Annotated in this window: 14 protein-coding genes; 5 read left to right on the top strand and 9 right to left on the bottom strand. The window is 59.1% G+C overall.

Features of this window, described 5'->3' with window-relative positions; translation table 11 throughout:
* The first annotated feature begins 33 nt into the window (after positions 1-33).
* The 5 genes from B9A24_RS06280 to B9A24_RS06260 all read left to right on the top strand — a co-directional run bounded on the left by B9A24_RS06280 (position 34) and on the right by B9A24_RS06260 (position 8,172).
* On the top strand, positions 34-696 hold the full coding sequence (locus B9A24_RS06280) for a sugar transferase (RefSeq protein ID WP_084444328.1): 663 nt from the start codon (positions 34-36) through the stop codon (positions 694-696).
* Positions 693-1,394, top strand: a complete 702-nt coding sequence (locus B9A24_RS06275; protein ID WP_084444327.1) for an acetyltransferase — start codon at positions 693-695, stop codon at positions 1,392-1,394. The genes B9A24_RS06280 and B9A24_RS06275 overlap by 4 nt, the downstream gene beginning before the upstream one ends.
* A 186-nt stretch (positions 1,395-1,580) precedes the next feature.
* Positions 1,581-2,729 carry a DegT/DnrJ/EryC1/StrS family aminotransferase gene (locus tag B9A24_RS06270; protein WP_084444326.1) on the top strand — a complete coding sequence of 383 codons (1,149 nt, stop codon included), beginning with the start codon at positions 1,581-1,583 and terminating at the stop codon, positions 2,727-2,729.
* Positions 2,730-3,104: 375 nt separating this feature from the next.
* Entirely contained in the window at positions 3,105-7,133 is a 4,029-nt protein-coding gene (locus tag B9A24_RS06265; RefSeq protein ID WP_084444325.1) for a T9SS type B sorting domain-containing protein, read from the top strand.
* A 70-nt stretch (positions 7,134-7,203) separates the two neighbouring features.
* Positions 7,204-8,172, top strand: coding sequence for a PorP/SprF family type IX secretion system membrane protein (locus tag B9A24_RS06260; RefSeq protein WP_084444324.1), 969 nt, complete (start codon positions 7,204-7,206; stop codon positions 8,170-8,172).
* 261 nt (positions 8,173-8,433) lie between these two features.
* Here the strand turns inward: B9A24_RS06260 and B9A24_RS06255 are convergent, their stop codons facing one another.
* The 9 genes from B9A24_RS06255 to B9A24_RS06220 all read right to left on the bottom strand — a co-directional run bounded on the left by B9A24_RS06255 (position 8,434) and on the right by B9A24_RS06220 (position 18,632).
* Positions 8,434-8,688, bottom strand: coding sequence for a helix-turn-helix domain-containing protein (locus B9A24_RS06255; protein ID WP_084444323.1), 255 nt, complete (start codon positions 8,686-8,688; stop codon positions 8,434-8,436).
* Positions 8,689-9,306: a DUF2975 domain-containing protein gene (locus B9A24_RS06250; RefSeq protein WP_084444322.1), complete on the bottom strand. Its 618-nt coding sequence runs from the start codon at positions 9,304-9,306 to the stop codon at positions 8,689-8,691.
* Between the two features lie 139 nt (positions 9,307-9,445).
* Positions 9,446-9,778: a DUF1648 domain-containing protein gene (locus B9A24_RS23195; RefSeq protein ID WP_084444321.1), complete on the bottom strand. Its 333-nt coding sequence runs from the start codon at positions 9,776-9,778 to the stop codon at positions 9,446-9,448.
* 121 nt (positions 9,779-9,899) lie between these two features.
* The gene (locus tag B9A24_RS06240; RefSeq protein WP_200813875.1) at positions 9,900-11,648 is read right to left on the bottom strand and encodes a glycoside hydrolase family 2 TIM barrel-domain containing protein; all 1,749 of its coding nucleotides are present in this window, start codon (positions 11,646-11,648) and stop codon (positions 9,900-9,902) included.
* A gap of 63 nt (positions 11,649-11,711) precedes the next feature.
* Entirely contained in the window at positions 11,712-12,362 is a 651-nt protein-coding gene (locus B9A24_RS22260) for a sugar-binding domain-containing protein (RefSeq protein ID WP_200813874.1), read from the bottom strand.
* 313 nt (positions 12,363-12,675) lie between these two features.
* Positions 12,676-13,998, bottom strand: a complete 1,323-nt coding sequence (locus B9A24_RS06235; protein ID WP_200813873.1) for a glycoside hydrolase family 88 protein — start codon at positions 13,996-13,998, stop codon at positions 12,676-12,678.
* Between the two features lie 113 nt (positions 13,999-14,111).
* Positions 14,112-15,533: a RagB/SusD family nutrient uptake outer membrane protein gene (locus B9A24_RS06230; RefSeq protein WP_084444320.1), complete on the bottom strand. Its 1,422-nt coding sequence runs from the start codon at positions 15,531-15,533 to the stop codon at positions 14,112-14,114.
* A 26-nt stretch (positions 15,534-15,559) separates the two neighbouring features.
* The gene (locus B9A24_RS06225; RefSeq protein ID WP_084444319.1) at positions 15,560-16,330 is read right to left on the bottom strand and encodes a SusC/RagA family TonB-linked outer membrane protein; all 771 of its coding nucleotides are present in this window, start codon (positions 16,328-16,330) and stop codon (positions 15,560-15,562) included.
* Between the two features lie 10 nt (positions 16,331-16,340).
* Positions 16,341-18,632 (bottom strand): SusC/RagA family TonB-linked outer membrane protein, encoded by a 2,292-nt coding sequence (locus tag B9A24_RS06220; protein WP_084444318.1) that lies wholly within the window; start codon positions 18,630-18,632, stop codon positions 16,341-16,343.
* Positions 18,633-18,755 lie beyond the last annotated feature (123 nt).

The raw sequence follows: 18,755 nt of genomic DNA, 5'->3' as shown, positions 1-18,755 counted from the left end.
ATAAATTTGCCCCCCCAGCCCACCTTACTTTTTATGCCTCCTTCACCGCCCTCCGATTGGTACCAAGCCTGGGGAAAGCGCCTGCTCGACGTGGGGCTGGCGGGGCCGCTGCTGGTCGTCACGCTGCCGGTGCTGCTGCTGGCGGGGGGCTTATTGGCTCTGCAAAACGGGGGACAATTTCTTTTTCGGCAGCAGCGGCCTGGCCGGCATGGGGGGCTTTTTTGGCTGTATAAGCTCCAAACCATGACCAACCGGCGCGACGCCCACGGCCGGCTTCTGCCCGATGCCGCCCGGCTGCCCCGCCTGGGCCGCTGGCTGCGCGCTACTTCCCTGGATGAGCTGCCCCAGCTCTGGAACGTGCTGCGCGGCGACCTGAGCCTGGTAGGTCCGCGGCCCTTGCTGCCGGAGTATCTGCCGTTGTACTCGCCCGAGCAGGCCCGCCGCCACAGCGTGCGCCCTGGCCTGACGGGCTGGGCGCAGATAAACGGGCGCAACGCCATCAGCTGGGAGCAGAAATTTGCCTACGACGTGTGGTACGTCGAACGTGTATCTTGGCGGCTCGACCTGCTTATTTTGGCCCGTACCGTGCGTCAGGTGCTGGGTGCCCAGGGCATCACAGCCCCCAACCAGGCCACCACCGAAGCCTTTCGCGGCTCCCCTGCTCCCACCGTTGCCAACAGTTCCGCCTCCTCATGACCAAGCTTTTTTTCTCTGAGTACGAAGAGGCCGACCAGCCCCCCGTAACGCGTCCGTTGGCAATTTTTGGAGTCGGCGGACTGGGCCGTGAAGTGCTCGTCCTGATTCATCAGATCAACCAATACGAGCCCACTTGGCACGTCACCGGCTTCTACGACGACGCCCGCCCTCCGACAAACACCATTCACGGAATACCGTACCTGGGCACCGCCGCCGACCTGAATGCCGCAACCGAGCCGCTGCACGTAACGGTAGCCGTCGGCAATAGTCGAAGTAGAGCCAGCGTAGTGGAAAAGCTCACGTCGCCGCAGCTTTCCTTCGCTACGCTCATTCACCCGGGCGTCGCCTGCGAGCCTTATCAGCACATAGAGCTGGGCGCGGGCTGTGTTATCAGCCAGGGCTGTATTCTGACCTGTGATATCGTGCTAGGCCGCCATGTGCTCCTCAACCTGGGCTGCACCATCGGCCACGACGCCGTGCTGGGCGACTTTTGCTCCCTGATGCCGCACGCCAACATTGGCGGCGCGGCACAGTTGGAAACGGGCGTGTATTTGGGTACCAATGCCACGGTTATCGATCGGGTGCGGGTAGGTGCCAACACTATTGTGGGTGCTGGCGCGGTAGCCGTCCGCGATTTGCCTCCCGGCTGCACTGCCGTAGGTGTTCCCGCCGCGATAATTAAGCGGCACTCCATTTGAGGAGCGGCTAAACACGTCAGCGGGCATAGATAAGCGAGGGCACTTAGCGCGAAGCATCTTCCTGACTGATGCTGAATTACCGTTGCCACGAATGCACGCGAGTTGCTTCGCGCTACGCTGTACGACCACCTTTTTGAACTTCAGCTTAGCGTTGTCATTACACTACCTATCCGCCATTTCCACCCTATGCACAGTCAGGATCACGACCGTATTTTTCTTTCCCCACCCCATCTCGGTCGTCACGAGTTGAACTATGTTCATAAGGCCATTGAGGATAACTGGGTGGCCCCGGCCGGGCCCAACATCACGGGTTTCGAGGCCGATATCTGCCAGCACACCGGCGCGGTGCATTGCGTCGCGCTCAATTCGGGCACTGCTGCTATTCATCTGGGCCTGATTCTGCTGGGCGTCGGCGCGGACGATGAGGTGCTTTGCTCCTCGTTCACCTTCGTAGCCACTGCCAATCCCATCGCGTACCTGGGTGCCACGCCAGTTTTTGTCGATAGCGAGGCGCAAACCTGGAATATGTGTCCGCTGCGTTTGCGCGAAGCTATTGAGGATCGTATCCGGCGGGGCAAAACGCCCAAAGCCCTGGTCCTGGTTCATCTCTACGGTATGCCGGCCCAGCTGCGCGAACTGCTGGCCATAGCCGACGAATACGGCATTCCGGTGCTCGAAGACGCGGCCGAAGCGCTCGGCTCCCGCTACGGCCAGCAGGCGCTGGGCACCTTCGGAGCAGTGGGCGTTTTCTCGTTTAACGGCAATAAGATTCTGACCACCAGCGGCGGCGGGGCACTTATTACAAATAATGCCGATCTGGCCCAAAAAGCCCGTTTTCTGGCTACCCAGGCCAAGGACCCGGCTCCGCACTACCAGCATTCGGCTACGGGCTACAACTACCGGCTCAGCAACATCCTCGCGGGCATCGGTCGGGGCCAGATGGAGTTGCTCGACGACCGCGTGAAAAAGCGCCGCGAAATCTACACCTGGTACCAGCGCCACCTCGCCGACCTGCCCGCCCTGCGATTTGCCCCCCAGGAGCCCGTCGGCAGCCGCGCCAACCGCTGGCTCACCACCCTCCTCCTCGACCCCGCCCACACCAGCGTCACGCCCGAGCAGTTCCGCCAGCACCTCGAAACGCGCGACATCGAAGCCCGCCCCCTCTGGAAGCCCCTGCATTTGCAGCCCCTCTTCCAAAATGCCCCCCACTACGGCGGCAGCGTCTGCGCGGACCTGTTTGAGCGCGGCCTATGCCTACCCTCCGGCTCGGCCATGACGGAGGATGATCTGCGGCGCGTAGCCGGGGCGGTGCGGGAGGTGTTGGGTGTTGTGTAGAGTATCTTTGAAAGTGGTGATCAACTTAATCTGATTAACTCAAGTTGCGGAGTAACCGCGTAGCGGTGACAGCGGCGGCATGGGCGAAGCCAAACGTGCATCCGGGGCGGGAACGAATGCTTTATAGCGTGCTGAAAACAGAGAGTATAAAAATTTGACCAGGCTGGCCCGAGATAGGTGGCTGACGGCGGCCCTCATCACTATTCGGACATTGCCTTGCACAAAGCTGGTCGGCAGTGCGTAGCTTTACTGTAGCCGGCTGGCCGCGCTTTTCTTAGCAATAGCTGGCCATCAGGCTCCGTTCCTTAGGGGCGGCGAGGGGTACTCTTCTTTCTGAATACTCGCTTACCCGTCCGCCCACTTACCTGCCCCACTATGCCCGCAGAGCTATCCCATCCTAGCCTATCTACTACCAGTATTCCCTTCCCGCGTATTTCCAAGCCCGGCCAGCCGGCCAGCATCAGCCGGCGATGCCCGGCCAGGCGGGTGCGACCGGCGGCTGGCTGGCTGCTGATGCTGTTGTTCTTGCTGCTGAGCGGCGCGGCCACGACGGCCCGCGCGCAAGCGACGCCCCCCCCGGAGTGCAGCGATGATGAGAAGTTCATCAACCAATGGTATTTCGGTCAGCGGGCGGGGCTCAACTTCAACGAAGCCACCGACTCTATTCCGCCCGCAGTGCTGACCGATGGCCGGATGGTGGCACCCGCCGGCTCCGGGGTGATGTCGGATCGTAATGGTAGCCTGCTCTTCTACAGCAACGGCGACACCGTCTGGAGCCGCGACCACAACATCATGCTCAACGGCACCGGCATGGGCGGCAACCGCCTCGGCACCGACGGTCCCTTGGCTATCAAGCGGCCGGGGATAGTTCCTCCGGGCGCCCCCACGCGCTACTTCATCTTCACCCAAGACGCGCAGGGCGGCCCCAAAGGCCTGAGCTACTCGGAAATTGTAATCCCTGATGGGGGCCAAGGCGAAGTGGTGGCTGCCACCAAAAACACGCCCCTCACCCTCGGCACGGCCGAGAAGATGACCGGCGTACTGCACAAAAACGGCTGCGATATCTGGATAATCGTGCATGGCTGGGGCAATGCGACCAGCGGCACCAATAACCGCGGCGACTCTTTTCTGGCTTACCGCGTGACGCCGGCCGGCGTGCAGCTCACACCCATAATTTCAACTGTTGGGGCTCTGCACGCGCCGAGCGTGGCGGCTCAGGGCTACCGCGGCCAAATGAAAGTAACGCCCGACGGCGAGCAGCTGGCCGTGGCCCGCTTCAGCGAAACCCTGGCCGACGCCAGCAGCACCGTCGAGCTGTTTGCCTTCGATGCCGCCACGGGCGTGGTCAGCAATCCCCAGGTTATCGACAGCGGGGCGGGCCGCTACTACGGCGTCGAGTTCTCGCCCAGCCGCAACCGGCTCTACGCCACCGTGCAGAGCCCACCCCAGCTATTGCAGTTTGATTTGAACGCCACCGACGTGCCAGCCAGCAAACAGGTCATTCCACTCAATCAAAATCCCCCGGCCAATCTGGGTTCCCTGCAGGCAGGCCCCGACGACAAGATTTACGTGGCCCGCGAAAAACAGCCCGCGCTGGGCTTCATTACCTACCCCGACTCGCTGGGGGCGAAAGTGGCCTACGCCGATGACAGCCTGGCGCTGGGGGGCCGCCGCAGTGGGCTGGGTTTGCCTAATTTCAACCAAAGCTCCTTGTTGCGGATCGGCATCGGGGCCCGGTCCACGGCTTGCCTGCAGATAACCTTCCAGGCCAGTTTTCCCGTTCAGGCCCCCGATCTGGTATACGCCTGGACCTTCGGCGACGGCACCACTTCGTCGGTGGCTGACCCGGTTCACACCTACCCTGCGCCCGGCGACTACGTTGTGACCCTGCGCATCACCAATGATTGCTTTTGCCGCGAAACCAGGGGTATTATTCGGGTGCCCGGCCCACCCACGCCGGGCAGCATCGGGGCTAACCAGGCGATTTGCGCGGGCGCCCCGCCGGCGCCGCTCACCAGCACGGCCCCGGCCGGCGCCGGCACCGGGGAGTTCAGCTACCAGTGGCAGTCGTCGCCGGACAACGCCACCTGGACCGACATCGGCGGGGCCAACGCCCCGGGTTTCACACTAGGTCCATTAAACGTCACCACCTACTTCCGGCGGTTGGTTACGTCGGGCTTCTGCGCCCCACGCACTCCCACAGCGTCCGTTGTCATCACCGTCCTCCCGGCCCTGACGGCCGGCAGCATCGCCGCCAACCAAACCGTATGTGCGGGCAGCACCCCCGCCCCGCTGACGAGCACCGCCCCGGCCACGGGCGGCACCGGCACGTTTGCGTATCAGTGGGAATCATCGCTCGATAACACCACCTGGGGGGCAATTTCTGGCGCCACGGGCGAGACCTTCACGCCCGGCCCGCTTACGGCCACCACCTTCTTCCGCCGCCAGGTGCGCTCCGGCACCTGCGCCACCCCGCCCTCCAACGTAGTGACGCTGACCGTGGTGCCGGCCTTGGTAGCCGGCACCATTGCCACGAACCAAGCGCTCTGCGCCGGAGGCACCCCTACTCCCCTTACCAGCGAAACCCCGGCCGCGGGCGGCACGGGCACTATCGTCTATCAGTGGGAGTCATCGGCGGACAACGCGACCTGGACGCCCGTTGGTGGGGCTAACGGGTCGACGTATGCGCCGGGCCCGCTCGCGGCCACCACCTATTTCCGGCGTCAGGCTAGTGCCGGTGGTGCCTGCGCCCCAGCCTTTTCCAATGTGCTCATCATCAGGGTCCTACCCGCCCTAACGGCCGGCACCATTGGCACCGACCAGACGCTGTGTCCGGGCGCTACCCCCGCCTCCCTGACCAGCACAGCGGGGGCCAGCGGCGGTACGGGCACGTTTGCCTACCAATGGGAGTCGTCGCCAAACAACGCGAACTGGACGCCCATTGTCGGGGCCACTGGCGCCGATTACACACCCGGTCCGCTCACGACTAATACTTTCTTCCGCCGCCAGGTAACGTCGGGGCCTTGCGGGTTGGTGTTTACACCCTCCGTCGCCCTGACGGTGCTGCCGGCCCTGAGCGCGGGTAGCATCGCGGCTGACCAGACCATCTGCGCGGGTGCCGCACCTACCCCGCTCACCAGTACCAGCGAGGCTGGCGGCGGCACGGGCACCTTTGCGTATCAGTGGGAGTCCTCGGCGGATAACGTAACCTGGGGGGCAATTCCTGGCGCCACCAATCCGACGTTCGCGCCCAGTCCAATGACGGCTACCACCTTCTTCCGCCGCCGGGTGACCTCGGGCACCGGCACCTGCTCCACGGGGACTTCCAACGTCGTGACGGTACGGGTACAGCCTCTCGTGATGCCCAGTGTGAGCCTGGCGGCCCCGCCCACGCAGTGCCCCGGCACGGCCCTGACCTTCACGGCCGTGGCTACCAACGCGGGTCCCGCGCCTATTTTTCAGTGGTTCGTCAACAACGTGGCCGTAGCCAGCGGGCCCACGTTCACCAGCAGCACGTTGGTGACCGGCGACCAGGTACGGGTCGAGGTGACGCCCACGGCGGGGCTGTGCAGCACGGCTCCGGCCACGGCCACGGTCACAGTGACGCGCACGCCGACGCCACTGCCCACGCTCGCCATTGCCGTGCAGCCGGGCGGGCCGGTGTGCCTGGGCGCGCCGCTTACGTTCAGCATCGCCAGCGTGACCGAGGCCGGCCCGACCCCCGAATACCAGTGGCAGGTCAACGGCAGCGACGTGGCCGGGGCCACGGGCCCGGTCTTCACCAGCACGACGCTGCGCGAGGGCCAGACCGTGACGCTGCGCCTGCGCACGACCAACGTGTGCGGACAGCAAGTCGCGGCTGTTTCCAATGGCGTGGCCGTGCGCATTCAACCACCGGTTGACGTGGATGCCGGCCCCGATAAGGAGATTCTGGCCGGCACCTCCGTGACGTTGGAGGGCCGCGCCGATGGCACTTACCCCGTGACGTGGACGCCGACGGTAGGGCTGACTTTTCGGGCCAACGACCCGCTGCGGCCCGTGGCCTCGCCCACGGTGACCACGACCTACACGCTCTCGGCTGGGGAAGGCGGCTGCGCCGACTCCGACCAGGTGACGGTGACCGTGCGCCCACCCATCCGCATTCCCAATGCCTTCACGCCCAACGGCGACGGCCGCGACGACACCTGGCAGATTGAATTCATCGAGCAATTTCCCGACAACACCGTGAGCGTGTTCAACCGCTGGGGCAACCGAATTTTCTCGGCCGAAAACTACAGCCGGGCCAATGAGTGGCGCGGCGACATCAACGGCCAGCCCGCGCCGGTCGGCACCTACTATTACGTCGTCACCACGCGGGGCCCGCTGGGCAAGTCCTACAGCGGGTCAATTACGATTCTGTATTAACAACACGTCCGGCTGCGTCTGTTGCAGCCAGACCACCTTCTTCTTAGATGGACACTAAGGCAATACTGCTATGAAAAGAGCTTTAATTCTGCTGCTGCTCCCGCTGCTAGCCGCCGCGCCAGCCTGGGCCCAGCAGCAGGCGCAATACAGCCAGTACATGAACAACAATTACATTCTCAACCCTGGTGCAACCGGCGTGGAGGATTATATCGACGTCAAGTTCAGCTACCGCACCCAGTGGACGGGCCTGGAGGGGGCGCCCAAAACCTACTACGCCAGCGCCAGCTCCTCGCTCGGCAAGTGGCGTACCACCAGCAAGCGTACCCTCCGCGACCTGCGCCGGCCGTTTCACGCGGTGGGGGGCATTGTGTATAAAGACGAGACCGGGCCCACGAGCCGAACCGGGGCCTACGCTTCCTACGCCTACAATCTGGTTTTAAGGCCCAACCTCCGGGCGGCGCTGGGCGTGTCGGCGGGCATGCAGCAGTTTGCCGTCGATGGGCAGAAGCTGCGATTCTTCGACCCCACGACCCAAGCGGCCAGTGCCGCCTCGCGGGTGTTGGATGGGTCGGTGGGCCTGTGGGTGTACAGCTCCGATTTCTACGTGGGCGTATCGGGCGCACAGCTGTTGGGCAATAAGCTCAACTTCTCCTACGGGCCCAACCCGCTGGACGCGGGCGCGCCCGGCAACTCCCTGAAGCGGCACTACTTCGCCACGGCCGGAGTGCGGGTGCCGCTCAGTGATGACTGGTCGCTGGTGCCGTCGGTGCTGCTCAAGGCCGTGAACCCGGCCCCGCTCTCGCTCGACATTAACGCCAAGCTCAAGTACCAGGATCTGCTGTGGGCCGGCGTGTCCTGGCGCGCCTTCGACTCGGTGGTGGCGCTGGTGGGCATCAGCTACGAGCAGTTCACGCTGGGCTATTCCTATGACGCAGGCCTCTCTGAGCTGGCCGGCTACCACGGCGGCAGCCACGAGGTGCTGCTGGGGTTGCGCCTGAAGAAAAAAGCTCAAGTGGTGTGCACCAATAGGTTCTGGTAGGGCTTGCTCTTGATACCCTCCTCGTCAGGTGTTAGGTAAACAAACGCTCCTCTGGAAACCGCTGTATCCGCGGCCCCTCTTCCAAAATGCCCCCCGATACGGCGGCAGCATCTGCGCGGATCTGTTTCAGCGTGGCCTATGCCTGCCTTCCGGCTCCGCTATGACAGATGAGAATTTGCCGCATGTGGCGGGGGCGGTGCGCAAGGCCATTGGTGCAGTTTAGCCTAAGCTTGAGATTGGCCGCCCTCGTCATGCTGAAGATTATTCTATATCCTTGTCAGCGAATAGAGTATTCGATGGCTCAATGTCTTCATCGGGCGCGTATTCCAACAAGTCGCCGGGCTGACAGGCTAGGGCTTGACACAGCGCCGCGAGCGTTGAAAAGCGGATGGCCTTGCCCTTGCCGCTTTTGAGTATGCTTAGGTTGGCCAAGGTGATGCCCACCCGCTCGCTCAGTTCCGTTAAGCTCATTTTACGGCGCGCCAGCATTACGTCAAGCTGTACGATGACTGGCATTCAGATCGTCAGGTTGGTTTCGTGCTGCAGTTCTTGGCTCCGCCGCAGCAATTGGGCACAAATTAGCAACACGGAGCCCAAGATGAGGTATATGAAGCTTGCCGGCGGGGTAGCGAGGAAGAACAGGTGTTGAATGCGAGCCTCGAACACCAGCTTTATACCCATGTCGCAAGCCGATTTTATAAAGTGCATCGCTACCGTGAGCCCGCCGATTATCGTGATGGCCCGGCTCAAGCGGCTCGAAAACTCATAGCCTGCCCGCAACCCTAGCAGTACTCGGAACAGGTAAACCCCGATGACGAACCCAAACAGCGCATCCATAAGGGTCATGTCGCCAAGGCGGTACAGCAACAGGTGGTCCCAAAACGAAGTGGTTTGATACAGCAAAGTTCCCTGCGTACCGGTCAGGTACGCACCCACAGGCGAGTTGATATGAGTGGATAAGTGCGGCTGATCAGCGGCTATTTTGTGAGCCTGCACGTTCAACACGACTATGTGGTCACTCCTCCAAAAATTATAACTGACTGCCCCTACAAAAATCAGCAACTGCGCCGTGCCCATATATAACAACAGAAACGCTCTTGGGCGGATAGAGGCAAGGGTTACAGAAAACGGCATAGCTCTATAAATTGAATAGTAAAATATTCTGTTAAGCTACATTTATTATTGCTAAACGAAAACTATTTACTGGAAATCAATAAATACTAATGTTTCACGGGCTAGTAAATGCCCCCGCAGTCACTCGACTGCGGTAAAGCTATCTAGCAGGCATTCTGACTACCAGCAACGCGCATAGTATCACACTCAAAAAGACCGCCACACCCGTCCCGATTTGTGAGCGCTCGGTATTCCCCGCTTTTACTCGGTTTATGAAAGGAAGCGCGATATATACGATAAGAGGCACGAGTACAAGGCCAATGAGTGCCCGCTTGTCGCCGTAGCTATCCGCGCCGCCTCGGGAGAAATGCAAGGGGACCTGGGCGGGCAGCGTGCTCCACTTCCACAGTAAGCACCCAATAGGCAACAGGAGGAGGGTAAGCAGCAGCACCTTTTTTCCTGTAGGCTGAACAGGCTGTCGCAGAGTTTTCATTGGAGGATCGCTTGAAAGGATAGCCTGAATTTAGTAAGACGATTAATATTGTAGACAGCCAGACAAAATATAGCACTTAGAGCTACAAAGCTGGATAACTTATCCAGAAAAAGCCCCCCACTCATAGCGTCAGCAGCACGGTTTCCAAACCGGGCGACTGAGCTGCTACGGCCGTCTTGCCGGCCTGGGCTTCTAGGCGGATGATGGCTCGCCCATTGTAGGCCTGCACTTTGCGGGAGCCGCTGCTGGTGCCTAGATCATCGTGCAACTTGCCCGCCCCGGCAAGGGAAAAATGTACCCAGTTGGCCGCATCAAGACACTGCACACCTTGGGCGTCGAAGAGCTTTACTTCGACGGTGGTCAGGCCGTCGGCTTCACCTGTTTTTTCCAGCGTCAGGCGGGTGGGTTTGTCCCATTTCTGGGTTTGGTAGCGGAAACTGATTTCATCCTGCACGGTTTGCTTGCCTTGGCGCGCTACTACGCGCACCTGATTTTGCCCCCCAACGAACGGGACAGTCCAATGCAGACCGGCGGCCGGGAAATCCTGGCTGTTGCGCTTCTTTACGCCGTAGCTTTTGCCGTTCACAAACAGCTCGGCCTGCTCGCAGTTGGAATACACTTTTATCATCTTCTGCTTGCCTTTGTCGCCCCAGCGCACGGGCCAGCTATGGCCGTAGATGCGCGCCATCGGCTTGGTGGTCCAGTACGATTGGAACACGTAGTAGGCCTCTTTTTTGGTGAAGTCGCGCTCTACTACGCCCTTCTGGTTCATGTAGGGCACTGGATTATCGGGGCGGACGGGCGTGGAGAAATCCTTGAAGGGCCAGTAGGCCGTGCCGCTGAGCCAGGGCATGGTTTCCTGCTCCTTCAGGTGCCAATCCACGAGGTTGCAGAGGTAGGTTTCGCTCCAGTCGCCGTCTTTCGAGACGCGGGCGCTGCCGCCGAACAGGGACGCATCGCCGGCTCGCTCGTCGGCGCGCTGGGCACTGCTGATTTTGGCCAGGGCGTTGTCGGGGTTCTCGGAGTGGCGGCCGGCGTGGCTGTCGCCGCCCCACTCCACGTGCAGGAAGCGCTTCACGCCCTGAAACTCTTTCTCGCTGACTTCCTTATAATCGGTGTATACGCCGCGGTACCAGCCGGCCCAGATGGAGGGCGAATACACATCTACGATGTCTTTGCAGAAATCGCAGCGACGGATGGCGGTGTAGCGGGCCGGGTCGAGCTGGTGGGAAAGCGCGTTCAGCTCCTTCATGTAGGTCCGAATCTTTTCCTTATTGAACTCCGGAAAGTCGCCGGGCCAGTCGTTTTCGTTGCCTAGCCCCCAAATGATAACCGACGGATGGTTGTAGTGCTGCTGAACCATGTTGGTGAGCATGCGGCGGCCCTGCTCCTGATAAATTTTGCCCCCCAGGCCACCCCGACACCATGGTATCTCCTCCCACACCACTATGCCGAGGCTGTCGCACTGCTGCAGCACAATGTGCGACTGCTGGTAATGCCCCAGACGGATAAAGTTGACGCCCATTTCCTTCATCATCCGCATTTCCTGCCGAATCATGGGTTCGGTCATGGCGGCGACTACGCCCGCGTGGTCTTCGTGGCGGTGGGTACCGCGCAGCAGCAGGCGTTGGCTATTTAATTTAAATGGGCCTTTCTCCACAAACTCGATGTGCCGAAAGCCAACTTTCTCGGTTCGCACGAAGGTGTCGGCACCGGATTTCACGGTTAACTGCACCGTGTACAGCTGCGGTTTGTCCGGCGACCAGAGCTGCGGATTTTTCAGCTGGAATGTGTGCAGATCCTGTTCGCCTGCTTTCACCGTATAGCTTGCCTGGTACTTCCCGACTTGCTTACCTTTTGGGTCCAGCACGCGCACTAGTACCTGGGCTTTGCCACCCGGCGAGGGCTCCTGAAAAGCAGCTTTAATGTTCAGTCAGCCTTGCTTGCCGGCCGGGTCAACTTCCGCTTTGACCATCACCCGCTCCAGCGAAACAGCCGGTACATACACCAGATTCAGGTAGCGATACAGCCCCCCATACACGTTGAAATCCGATAAATCGGAGGGCATCATCTCCAGGTCGCGCGAGTTGTCGCTGCGAATCGAGAGGGGAACTTTGCCCTTGAATTGCTTTTGAAAGACTTCCGTTTGTTTGAAATCGGCCACGGCCTGGGTGATATCGACCGTCCACTCGTCGTAGCCGCCCACGTGGCTACCTACTTTGGTGGTGTAGATGTAGACATCGGTTTTCTGGCCGGCACCTTCAAAATGGAGCAGCGTGCGGCCGTTGGCATAGGGGTTTTGCACCTCCAGCTGAGTGCGGTACCAGCCAGGCCCTTGGTAGTAGTTCACGTCCGGATTGACGGCGTCGCGGGCGTTGAAACAGTGCGGCAGCGTTACCTTCTCCCACAGCGGCACACTTTCGGGGTTGCCCGCGCCGATGGGCCGCACCGCTTCCCACACCCCGCCCAAATCCTGCCGTACAAACTCCCAGTTGTCGTTTAAGCGGGTACTTTTCTGGGCAGAGGCGTATTTGCCCCCCAGTAAGAAAATCAGAAAAATTACAGCGAGCTTGACGACTTTCACGAGCTAATGGTTAGTGCGTATTCTTTCAGCTTTTCGCAATGAAGCTGAAGTCAGTTTCTCGGTTAGCTATTCAATTAGTCTGGTCGTCATGCAGATCTTCCCGAAATAACTCTTTTCTTTCGCTCCTTCTGTCATCCTGACGAAGGAAGGACCTTATGCCCGAAGAACGACTGGCATAATAACGACTCGTGCATACGTGATAAGGTCCTTCCTTCGTCAGGATGACAGACGACTATATACAACTCCTTTTAAAAGTTACTTGGCAACGAGGCGAGCGAGATGTTTCTCTACGCTCTGCATGACGTTCTGGAATTTATTGAAGCGCCAGCGTTGCGTAGTTCTTGTAGCGCCACAATGCCTCCAGAAAGTAGTAATCGGCATATACTAGCGGCGCATCGATTTCCGATTTGGCGGGCTTATTTCCCGTGGAATGCTTCAGCAGAAAGAAGTTATTGGTCCCCGCTACTGCCAGGTACTGCGGCGTACAGAGGCTACTCAGCATAGCCGTAGCGGCCTCCTTATACTTCTTCTGGCTCTTGGCATACTTGCTCAACTCCAACAGGCCCGAGGCGGCTACGGCCGCGGCCGACGCATCGCGGGGCGAGTTGGGGATGGCCGGATCGTTGAAATCCCAATAGGGAATGTGGTCCGGAATCTGGTTGGTTTGCTTGATGAAATAGTCGGCGGCGTGCTGGGCGGCGGCGAGGTATTGCTTGTTGTTGGTGTAGCGGTAGAGCATGGTGTACCCATAAATCGCCCAAGCCTGACCCCGCGCCCAGCAGGAGTTATCGGCCAGGCCCTGGTGCGTTATTCGCTTCAGGGGTTTGCCGGTAGCGGGGTCGAAGTCGAGGACGTGGAAGGTGCTGTGGTCTTTGCGAAACCGGTATTTCAGATCGGTGTCGGCGTGCGTTGTGGCGATGCGCGCCAACGTGGTGTCGCCGCTGAGCTTGGCCGCCGACAACAGCATTTCCAGGTTCATCAGATTATCGACGATAACCGGATACGTGAACGGCGCGAAATCCCAGGAGCGAATGGCACCGACTGTAGGGTTGAAGCGCCGCACCAACGTAGCGGAGGCCTGTAATACCACGTCTTTGTACTTCGGATTCTGGGTCAAAGCGTAGCCCTGGCCGAAGGAATTGTTCAGGATAAAGCCCAGATCGTGCGTGTTGGTCGTGTTTTTTTCCGCCTCCAACGTTTCGGTCCAGGCGGCGGCGCGGCGGCGCCAGCTTTCCTGGTTCGTAAACCGCGCCAGATACCACAGGCTACCGGCGAAAAACCCGCTGGTCCAGTTGCGGGACGAAGTCAGCAGAATAGTGCCGTCTTCTTTGGTGCTGCGCGGATATTTGGTGCTGTCGGGGTATTGCTTACAGTAGCCTGTGTACTGCTTCTCGGTCAACGCAATAACCTGCTCCACCGGAATTGCATTACCTTTTTGGGCAACTACCGCCTGGCCCGCTAGCAGCATCGTGGAGAGAAGAAGTGCTTTATACTTTACTCCCATGTATAGCAGGATTAGAATGAGGTAGTGTGAGCCCTGGCGAGTAGTGGCTTCGGTGAAATAGTACCAGCGAATGCAGGCGTGTACAACGCCCGAAAATGCCCCCCAGCCGGTAATATTGCGACTGGGGGGCATTTTTTGGTAGTCTGCGAGTAAGCGTGAATTCCCGGCAGCATTTGCAGATGCAACCGCACGCTCACAACGCATTAGCGACTACCAAAAAAACCCCCCAGCGCGATTTTCAGCAGTTAAAAACCGGGGTTTTGCGTGAGGTTCGGATTGAGAATGACCTCGCTCTGCGGAATCGGGAACAGCAGGTAGTTGTCGCTGATAACGCGGTTGAACGTGGCTTGCTGCACTTGCTTCAGGCGGTTCAGGCGCAGCAGGTCGTAGCGGCGGTGGCCTTCGTAGCACAGCTCCCAACCTCGCTCCCGTACCAATAGATCCACAAACGCATCTTTGGTAGTAGCCGTGAGTGGTAGTGGGGCCAAACCAGCTCGCACCCGTACGCCGTTTATCCCCTGGTACTTAGTGGCATCTCCGGCGTTCAGGTTGTTCAGCGCCTCCGATTGCATTAATAGTACGTCGGCGAAGCGGGTGATAAGCCAGTTCACGCGCGAGTCGTTGCCGATGCGCCGGTCGTCGCGGAACTTGTTGAAGTAGTACTGAGGCAGCGTGGTGGTGCCGGCGCGGTTGCTTACGTTCCACTCCTTGCGCACATCGGTAGCGGCGTAGGAGTTAACAAAAGCGTCCCTCACCGTGAACGACGCAAACCCACCCAGCAGCGCCGGGTAATTCTGCCGCACGATGATATTGCCCACGTTGGGGGGCAAATCGAACTGCACGGAAAGAATATGCTCCGGCCCATTTTCCCGATCGGGCAAGAACACGTCGCCGTACACCGGCGAGAGGCTGTACGTATTGGAAGAAATCACGCGGTTGCAGGCCGCCAGCGCCTCCTGATTGTCGGCGCCCTGCGCGGCGGGGCTGCTGGCGCGGGTCAGGTATACTTTGGCCAGCATAGATGAGGCGGCGCCAGTAGATATCCGGCCCTTATTCGCCGCCGGAATCTGGTTTTCCGGCAGGCAGTTGGCCTCCGCGAATTTTAGGTCGTCGATAATCTGCTCATAGATCTGCGCCTGGGGCGTACGCGCGGGCCGGAGGTCGTCGTTGGGGCCTTTGACGGGACTTAAAATAAGAGGCACATCGCCGTAGCTGCGGACCAGCTCAAAATAGCCCAGCGCCCGCAGGAAGCGCGCATTGCCGATGATGTTGTTTTTGCGCGCCTCGTCCATGTTGATGGGGGGCGTTTTTTCAATCACGTCGTTGGCCCGGCTGATCATCCGATACGTGTTGATCCACCAGAAGGCAATTTCCCCGTTGTTGGCGGTGTAGGTGTAGCGGTTCAGCTCGGCGCGGTCGCCGGTAGCGGCACCCACCACCTCCATGTATTCGCCAGGCAACTCCGTCACCAGCCACACCGTGCGGCCATAATGCGTTTGCACCTGCATGGTGCTGAATACCCCGTTCAGGGCGGCAGTTGCGTCGCCTTCGTTTTGATAAAAATTGCTGCTCGTCAGGAAGTCGTAGGGCTTTTCTTCCAGAAACTTCTCGCAGGAGGAGAACAAGCCAAGTGAACAGATGCCCAGGAGAATAATCTTCTTTTTCATGTCAGTACCGATTATTACCTAGTTGATTAAAAGCCAATCCGCACGCCGGCAATGAAGGTCCGGGTGGTGGGAAAAGCGTTGTAGTCGGTGTTCAGGCTCAGGCCGGAGTTACCAAATGAGTTTACCTCCGGGTCGAAGCCCGAGTAGTCGGTAATCGTAATCAGGTTCTGGCCGGTCACGTAGATGCTAGCCGATTTCACAGTGTTGCTCATGCCCTGAGGCACAGGTACCTGGAAGGATATGGTGGCAGTTTTGAGGCGCACGAAGCTGCCGTCTTCCACCACGTCACTCGTGATGCCCGTATTGCGCCGCACGACGCTGTTGGCCTTTGGGATGGTGTTGCTGGTGCCGGGGCCGGTCCAGCGGTCTACCACGGTCTTGAGCTTATTGGGCGCTACAAAGCCCGACTCCAGCTCGTAGCGGTTTAGGTTCAGAATGTCGGAGCCTTCCACGCCCTGGATAAAGAGGCTCAGGCTAACCGGCCCCAGGGTGAAGTTGTTGGTGACGCCGTAAATAAATTTGGGCTGAGCCTGTCCGATGATGGTGCGGTCGTTGCCATCAATTCGATTGTCGCCATTCAGGTCAGCGTAGCGCGGGTCGCCGGGGCGCACGAGAGTGGTGATGCCGCTGGCCGTAATTTCCTCGGGCGTCTGCCAGATTCCCTGAAACACGTAGCCATAAAAGGAGCCGATGGACTCGCCCACGCGCAGCACGCTGGTAGCGCCCGTGGCACCCGGAAAGATGCTGGTGCTGGACTGGCCCACAAACCGCTCCCGCTCGCCATTCAGGTCGAGCACTTTGTTGCGGTTAGAGCGACAGGTTCAGGTTGGTGTTCCAGGAGAATGCTTTGGCGTCAAAATTCACCGTATTCAAAGAGAACTCGAAGCCTTTGTTCTGCACGCTGCCGGCATTTTGCAGAATATTGGAGAAGCCCGAGGTCTGCGGAATCGACACTTGCAGCAGCAGGTCGGTGGTTTTCTTGTAGTAATAGTCTGCTGTTACGGTTATCCGGTTTTTCAGGAAGGCTAAGTCGATGCCCACATCGGCAGAAGCCGTTGACTCCCAGCTCAGATTTGGATTGGGAATGTTGGAAGCCGCTAAGCCAACCAGGCGCGTAGTACCAGCCGTGTACGCGTTCAGGCCGTAGCGCCCCACCGATTGATACGAGCCAATTTCCTGGTTGCCGGTAATGCCGTAGCTGGCGCGCAGCTTCAGGTCGCTGAAGGCGGATAAATTCTCCATGAAGCGCTCATCAATAATTCGATACGCAACGGCCGCCGACGGAAAATAGCCCCATTTATTATCGGCGCCAAAACGCGACGAGCCGTCGGCGCGCATGGTAAATGTGAACAGGTATTTCTCGAACAAACGGTAATTAACGCGGCCAAAATAAGACGCCAGGGTGTTCTGGCTTTTCCCGGATATGGGGGTCAGGATATTGGCCCCGATACCGAGATTGTCGCTGCCCAGCGCATTCGTAAAAAAGTTATTTGCAGCGGCGGTGTAGTTCTCATTTACGAATTGCTGCGACGTAAGACCTATCACCACGTTCAGGGCGTTATTCTCGTTTAGTGCCCGGTCGAAGGTCAGCGTATTCTCGTTCAGCCAGCTATAATTGCTATTCGACGCCTTGGTCGCGGAGCCGTTTGTATTCTGGCCTACGAACACGGTAGAGGGAATAAACTGATTGCGCAGGTTGCCAAAAATGTCGACCCCACCGGCAATGCGCAGCTTCAGGCCTTTCAGAATTTCATATTCCCCGGCTACGTTGATCAGGCCGCGCGTGACAGTTGCCTCGTCCTTGGCCAGGTCAGCGTAGGCGACGGGGTTACCGCCAATTTCTACGTAGGGTATCGGCTGGTTTTGTAAAGTATAGTTGCCGTCCGCGTCGCGTACGGTCTGCGTAGGGCTAAACCGCAGCGCATCCAGAACCACGCCGCCACCGCTGCCCCCATTGGTATTCACGGTGGTGCGCTGCTGCTGCGTGCGGGAAATCTGGCTGGTGAAGTTGACGTTGATTTTATTGCTGACTCTTTTATCCAGGTTCAGCCGAATAGACCCGCGCTTTAAGCCCGAGTTTTGGATAATACCGTCCTGGTCGAAGTAGTTGAAGCTCAGGTTGTAGCGGGTGTCCGCGTTGCCCTCATTAAACCCCAGTTGATAATTGCTTATCCGGCCCTGGCGAAAAACCTCGTCCTGCCAATCGGTGCCTTCGCCCAGCTGCGCTATTTGGTCTTGGGTAAAGGGCAAGGGCGTAGTAGTTCGGTTCTCTAAGTTGTTGAGCGCCTGGGCCTCGTTCAGGTAAGTAGCATACTCGGTGGCGTTCATCAGGTCATACTGCTTGCGAATATTGCTCACGCCGGTGTAGGCTTCAAAGTTGATGGTATTAGCGCCTGCCTTGCCTTTTTTGGTGGTGATAATCACGACGCCATTTGCCCCCCGGCTACCATAAATAGCCGTGGCCGACGCATCTTTCAGCACCTCAATCGACTCGATGTCGCTGGGGTTGATAGAGTTCAAATCGCCAGCTCCCGGAAAGCCGTCAATCACAAACAGCGGCTCGTTGCCGGAGTTGATGGAATTTGTCCCCCGGATGCGGATGGAGACGTTGCCGCCCGGCTCAGAGTTGGTCTGCGTCACCTGTACGCCGCCCACCCGGCCCTGCAATATCTGGTCGGCCCGTGTGATAGGCGTTTCGGCCACCTGCCCGGCCGAAATGGACGCCACGGCGCCCGTTACATCCTGCTTACGCTGGGTGCCGTAACCGACCACGACCACATCGTTTAGCTCGGTGGTTTTTTCCTTGAGCTGAATTGCATCGATAGTTGACCTATTGCCCACACTTACTTCAGTGGGCTCAAAGCCAATAAAAGACAGAACCAGTACAGGCTGGCTATCAGCTGGCACCGATAGATTAAACTTTCCTTCAGGATCAGTAGAAGTACCCGTGGTAGTGCCTTTCACAACTACCGAGACTCCAGGGAGCGGCGCTCTGTCGACGGCGCTCAGAACGGCGCCTGTCACCTGACGGGTTTGGGCATGCGCAGATAAGCTTGCTGCCAGCGCCAAGATGATCAGCAAAAAGGTAGTTGTTCGCATGGGACGGTAGGCTTAGTGGAGAATTAGTATTGTAATCTCCGCAAACTCACCGTGTATCAATCCTGAGGGGACTTTTTTATTTACGTAAACGTTTATAGTGATTAAAAAAAACTCTCCGTTTAA

Origin of the sequence: Hymenobacter roseosalivarius DSM 11622 (genome assembly GCF_900176135.1) — a bacterium.
Lineage (GTDB): Bacteria > Bacteroidota > Bacteroidia > Cytophagales > Hymenobacteraceae > Hymenobacter > Hymenobacter roseosalivarius.
The sequence above is the reverse complement of the archived record's forward strand: the minus strand, read 5'-3'. Positions and strand labels throughout refer to the sequence as shown.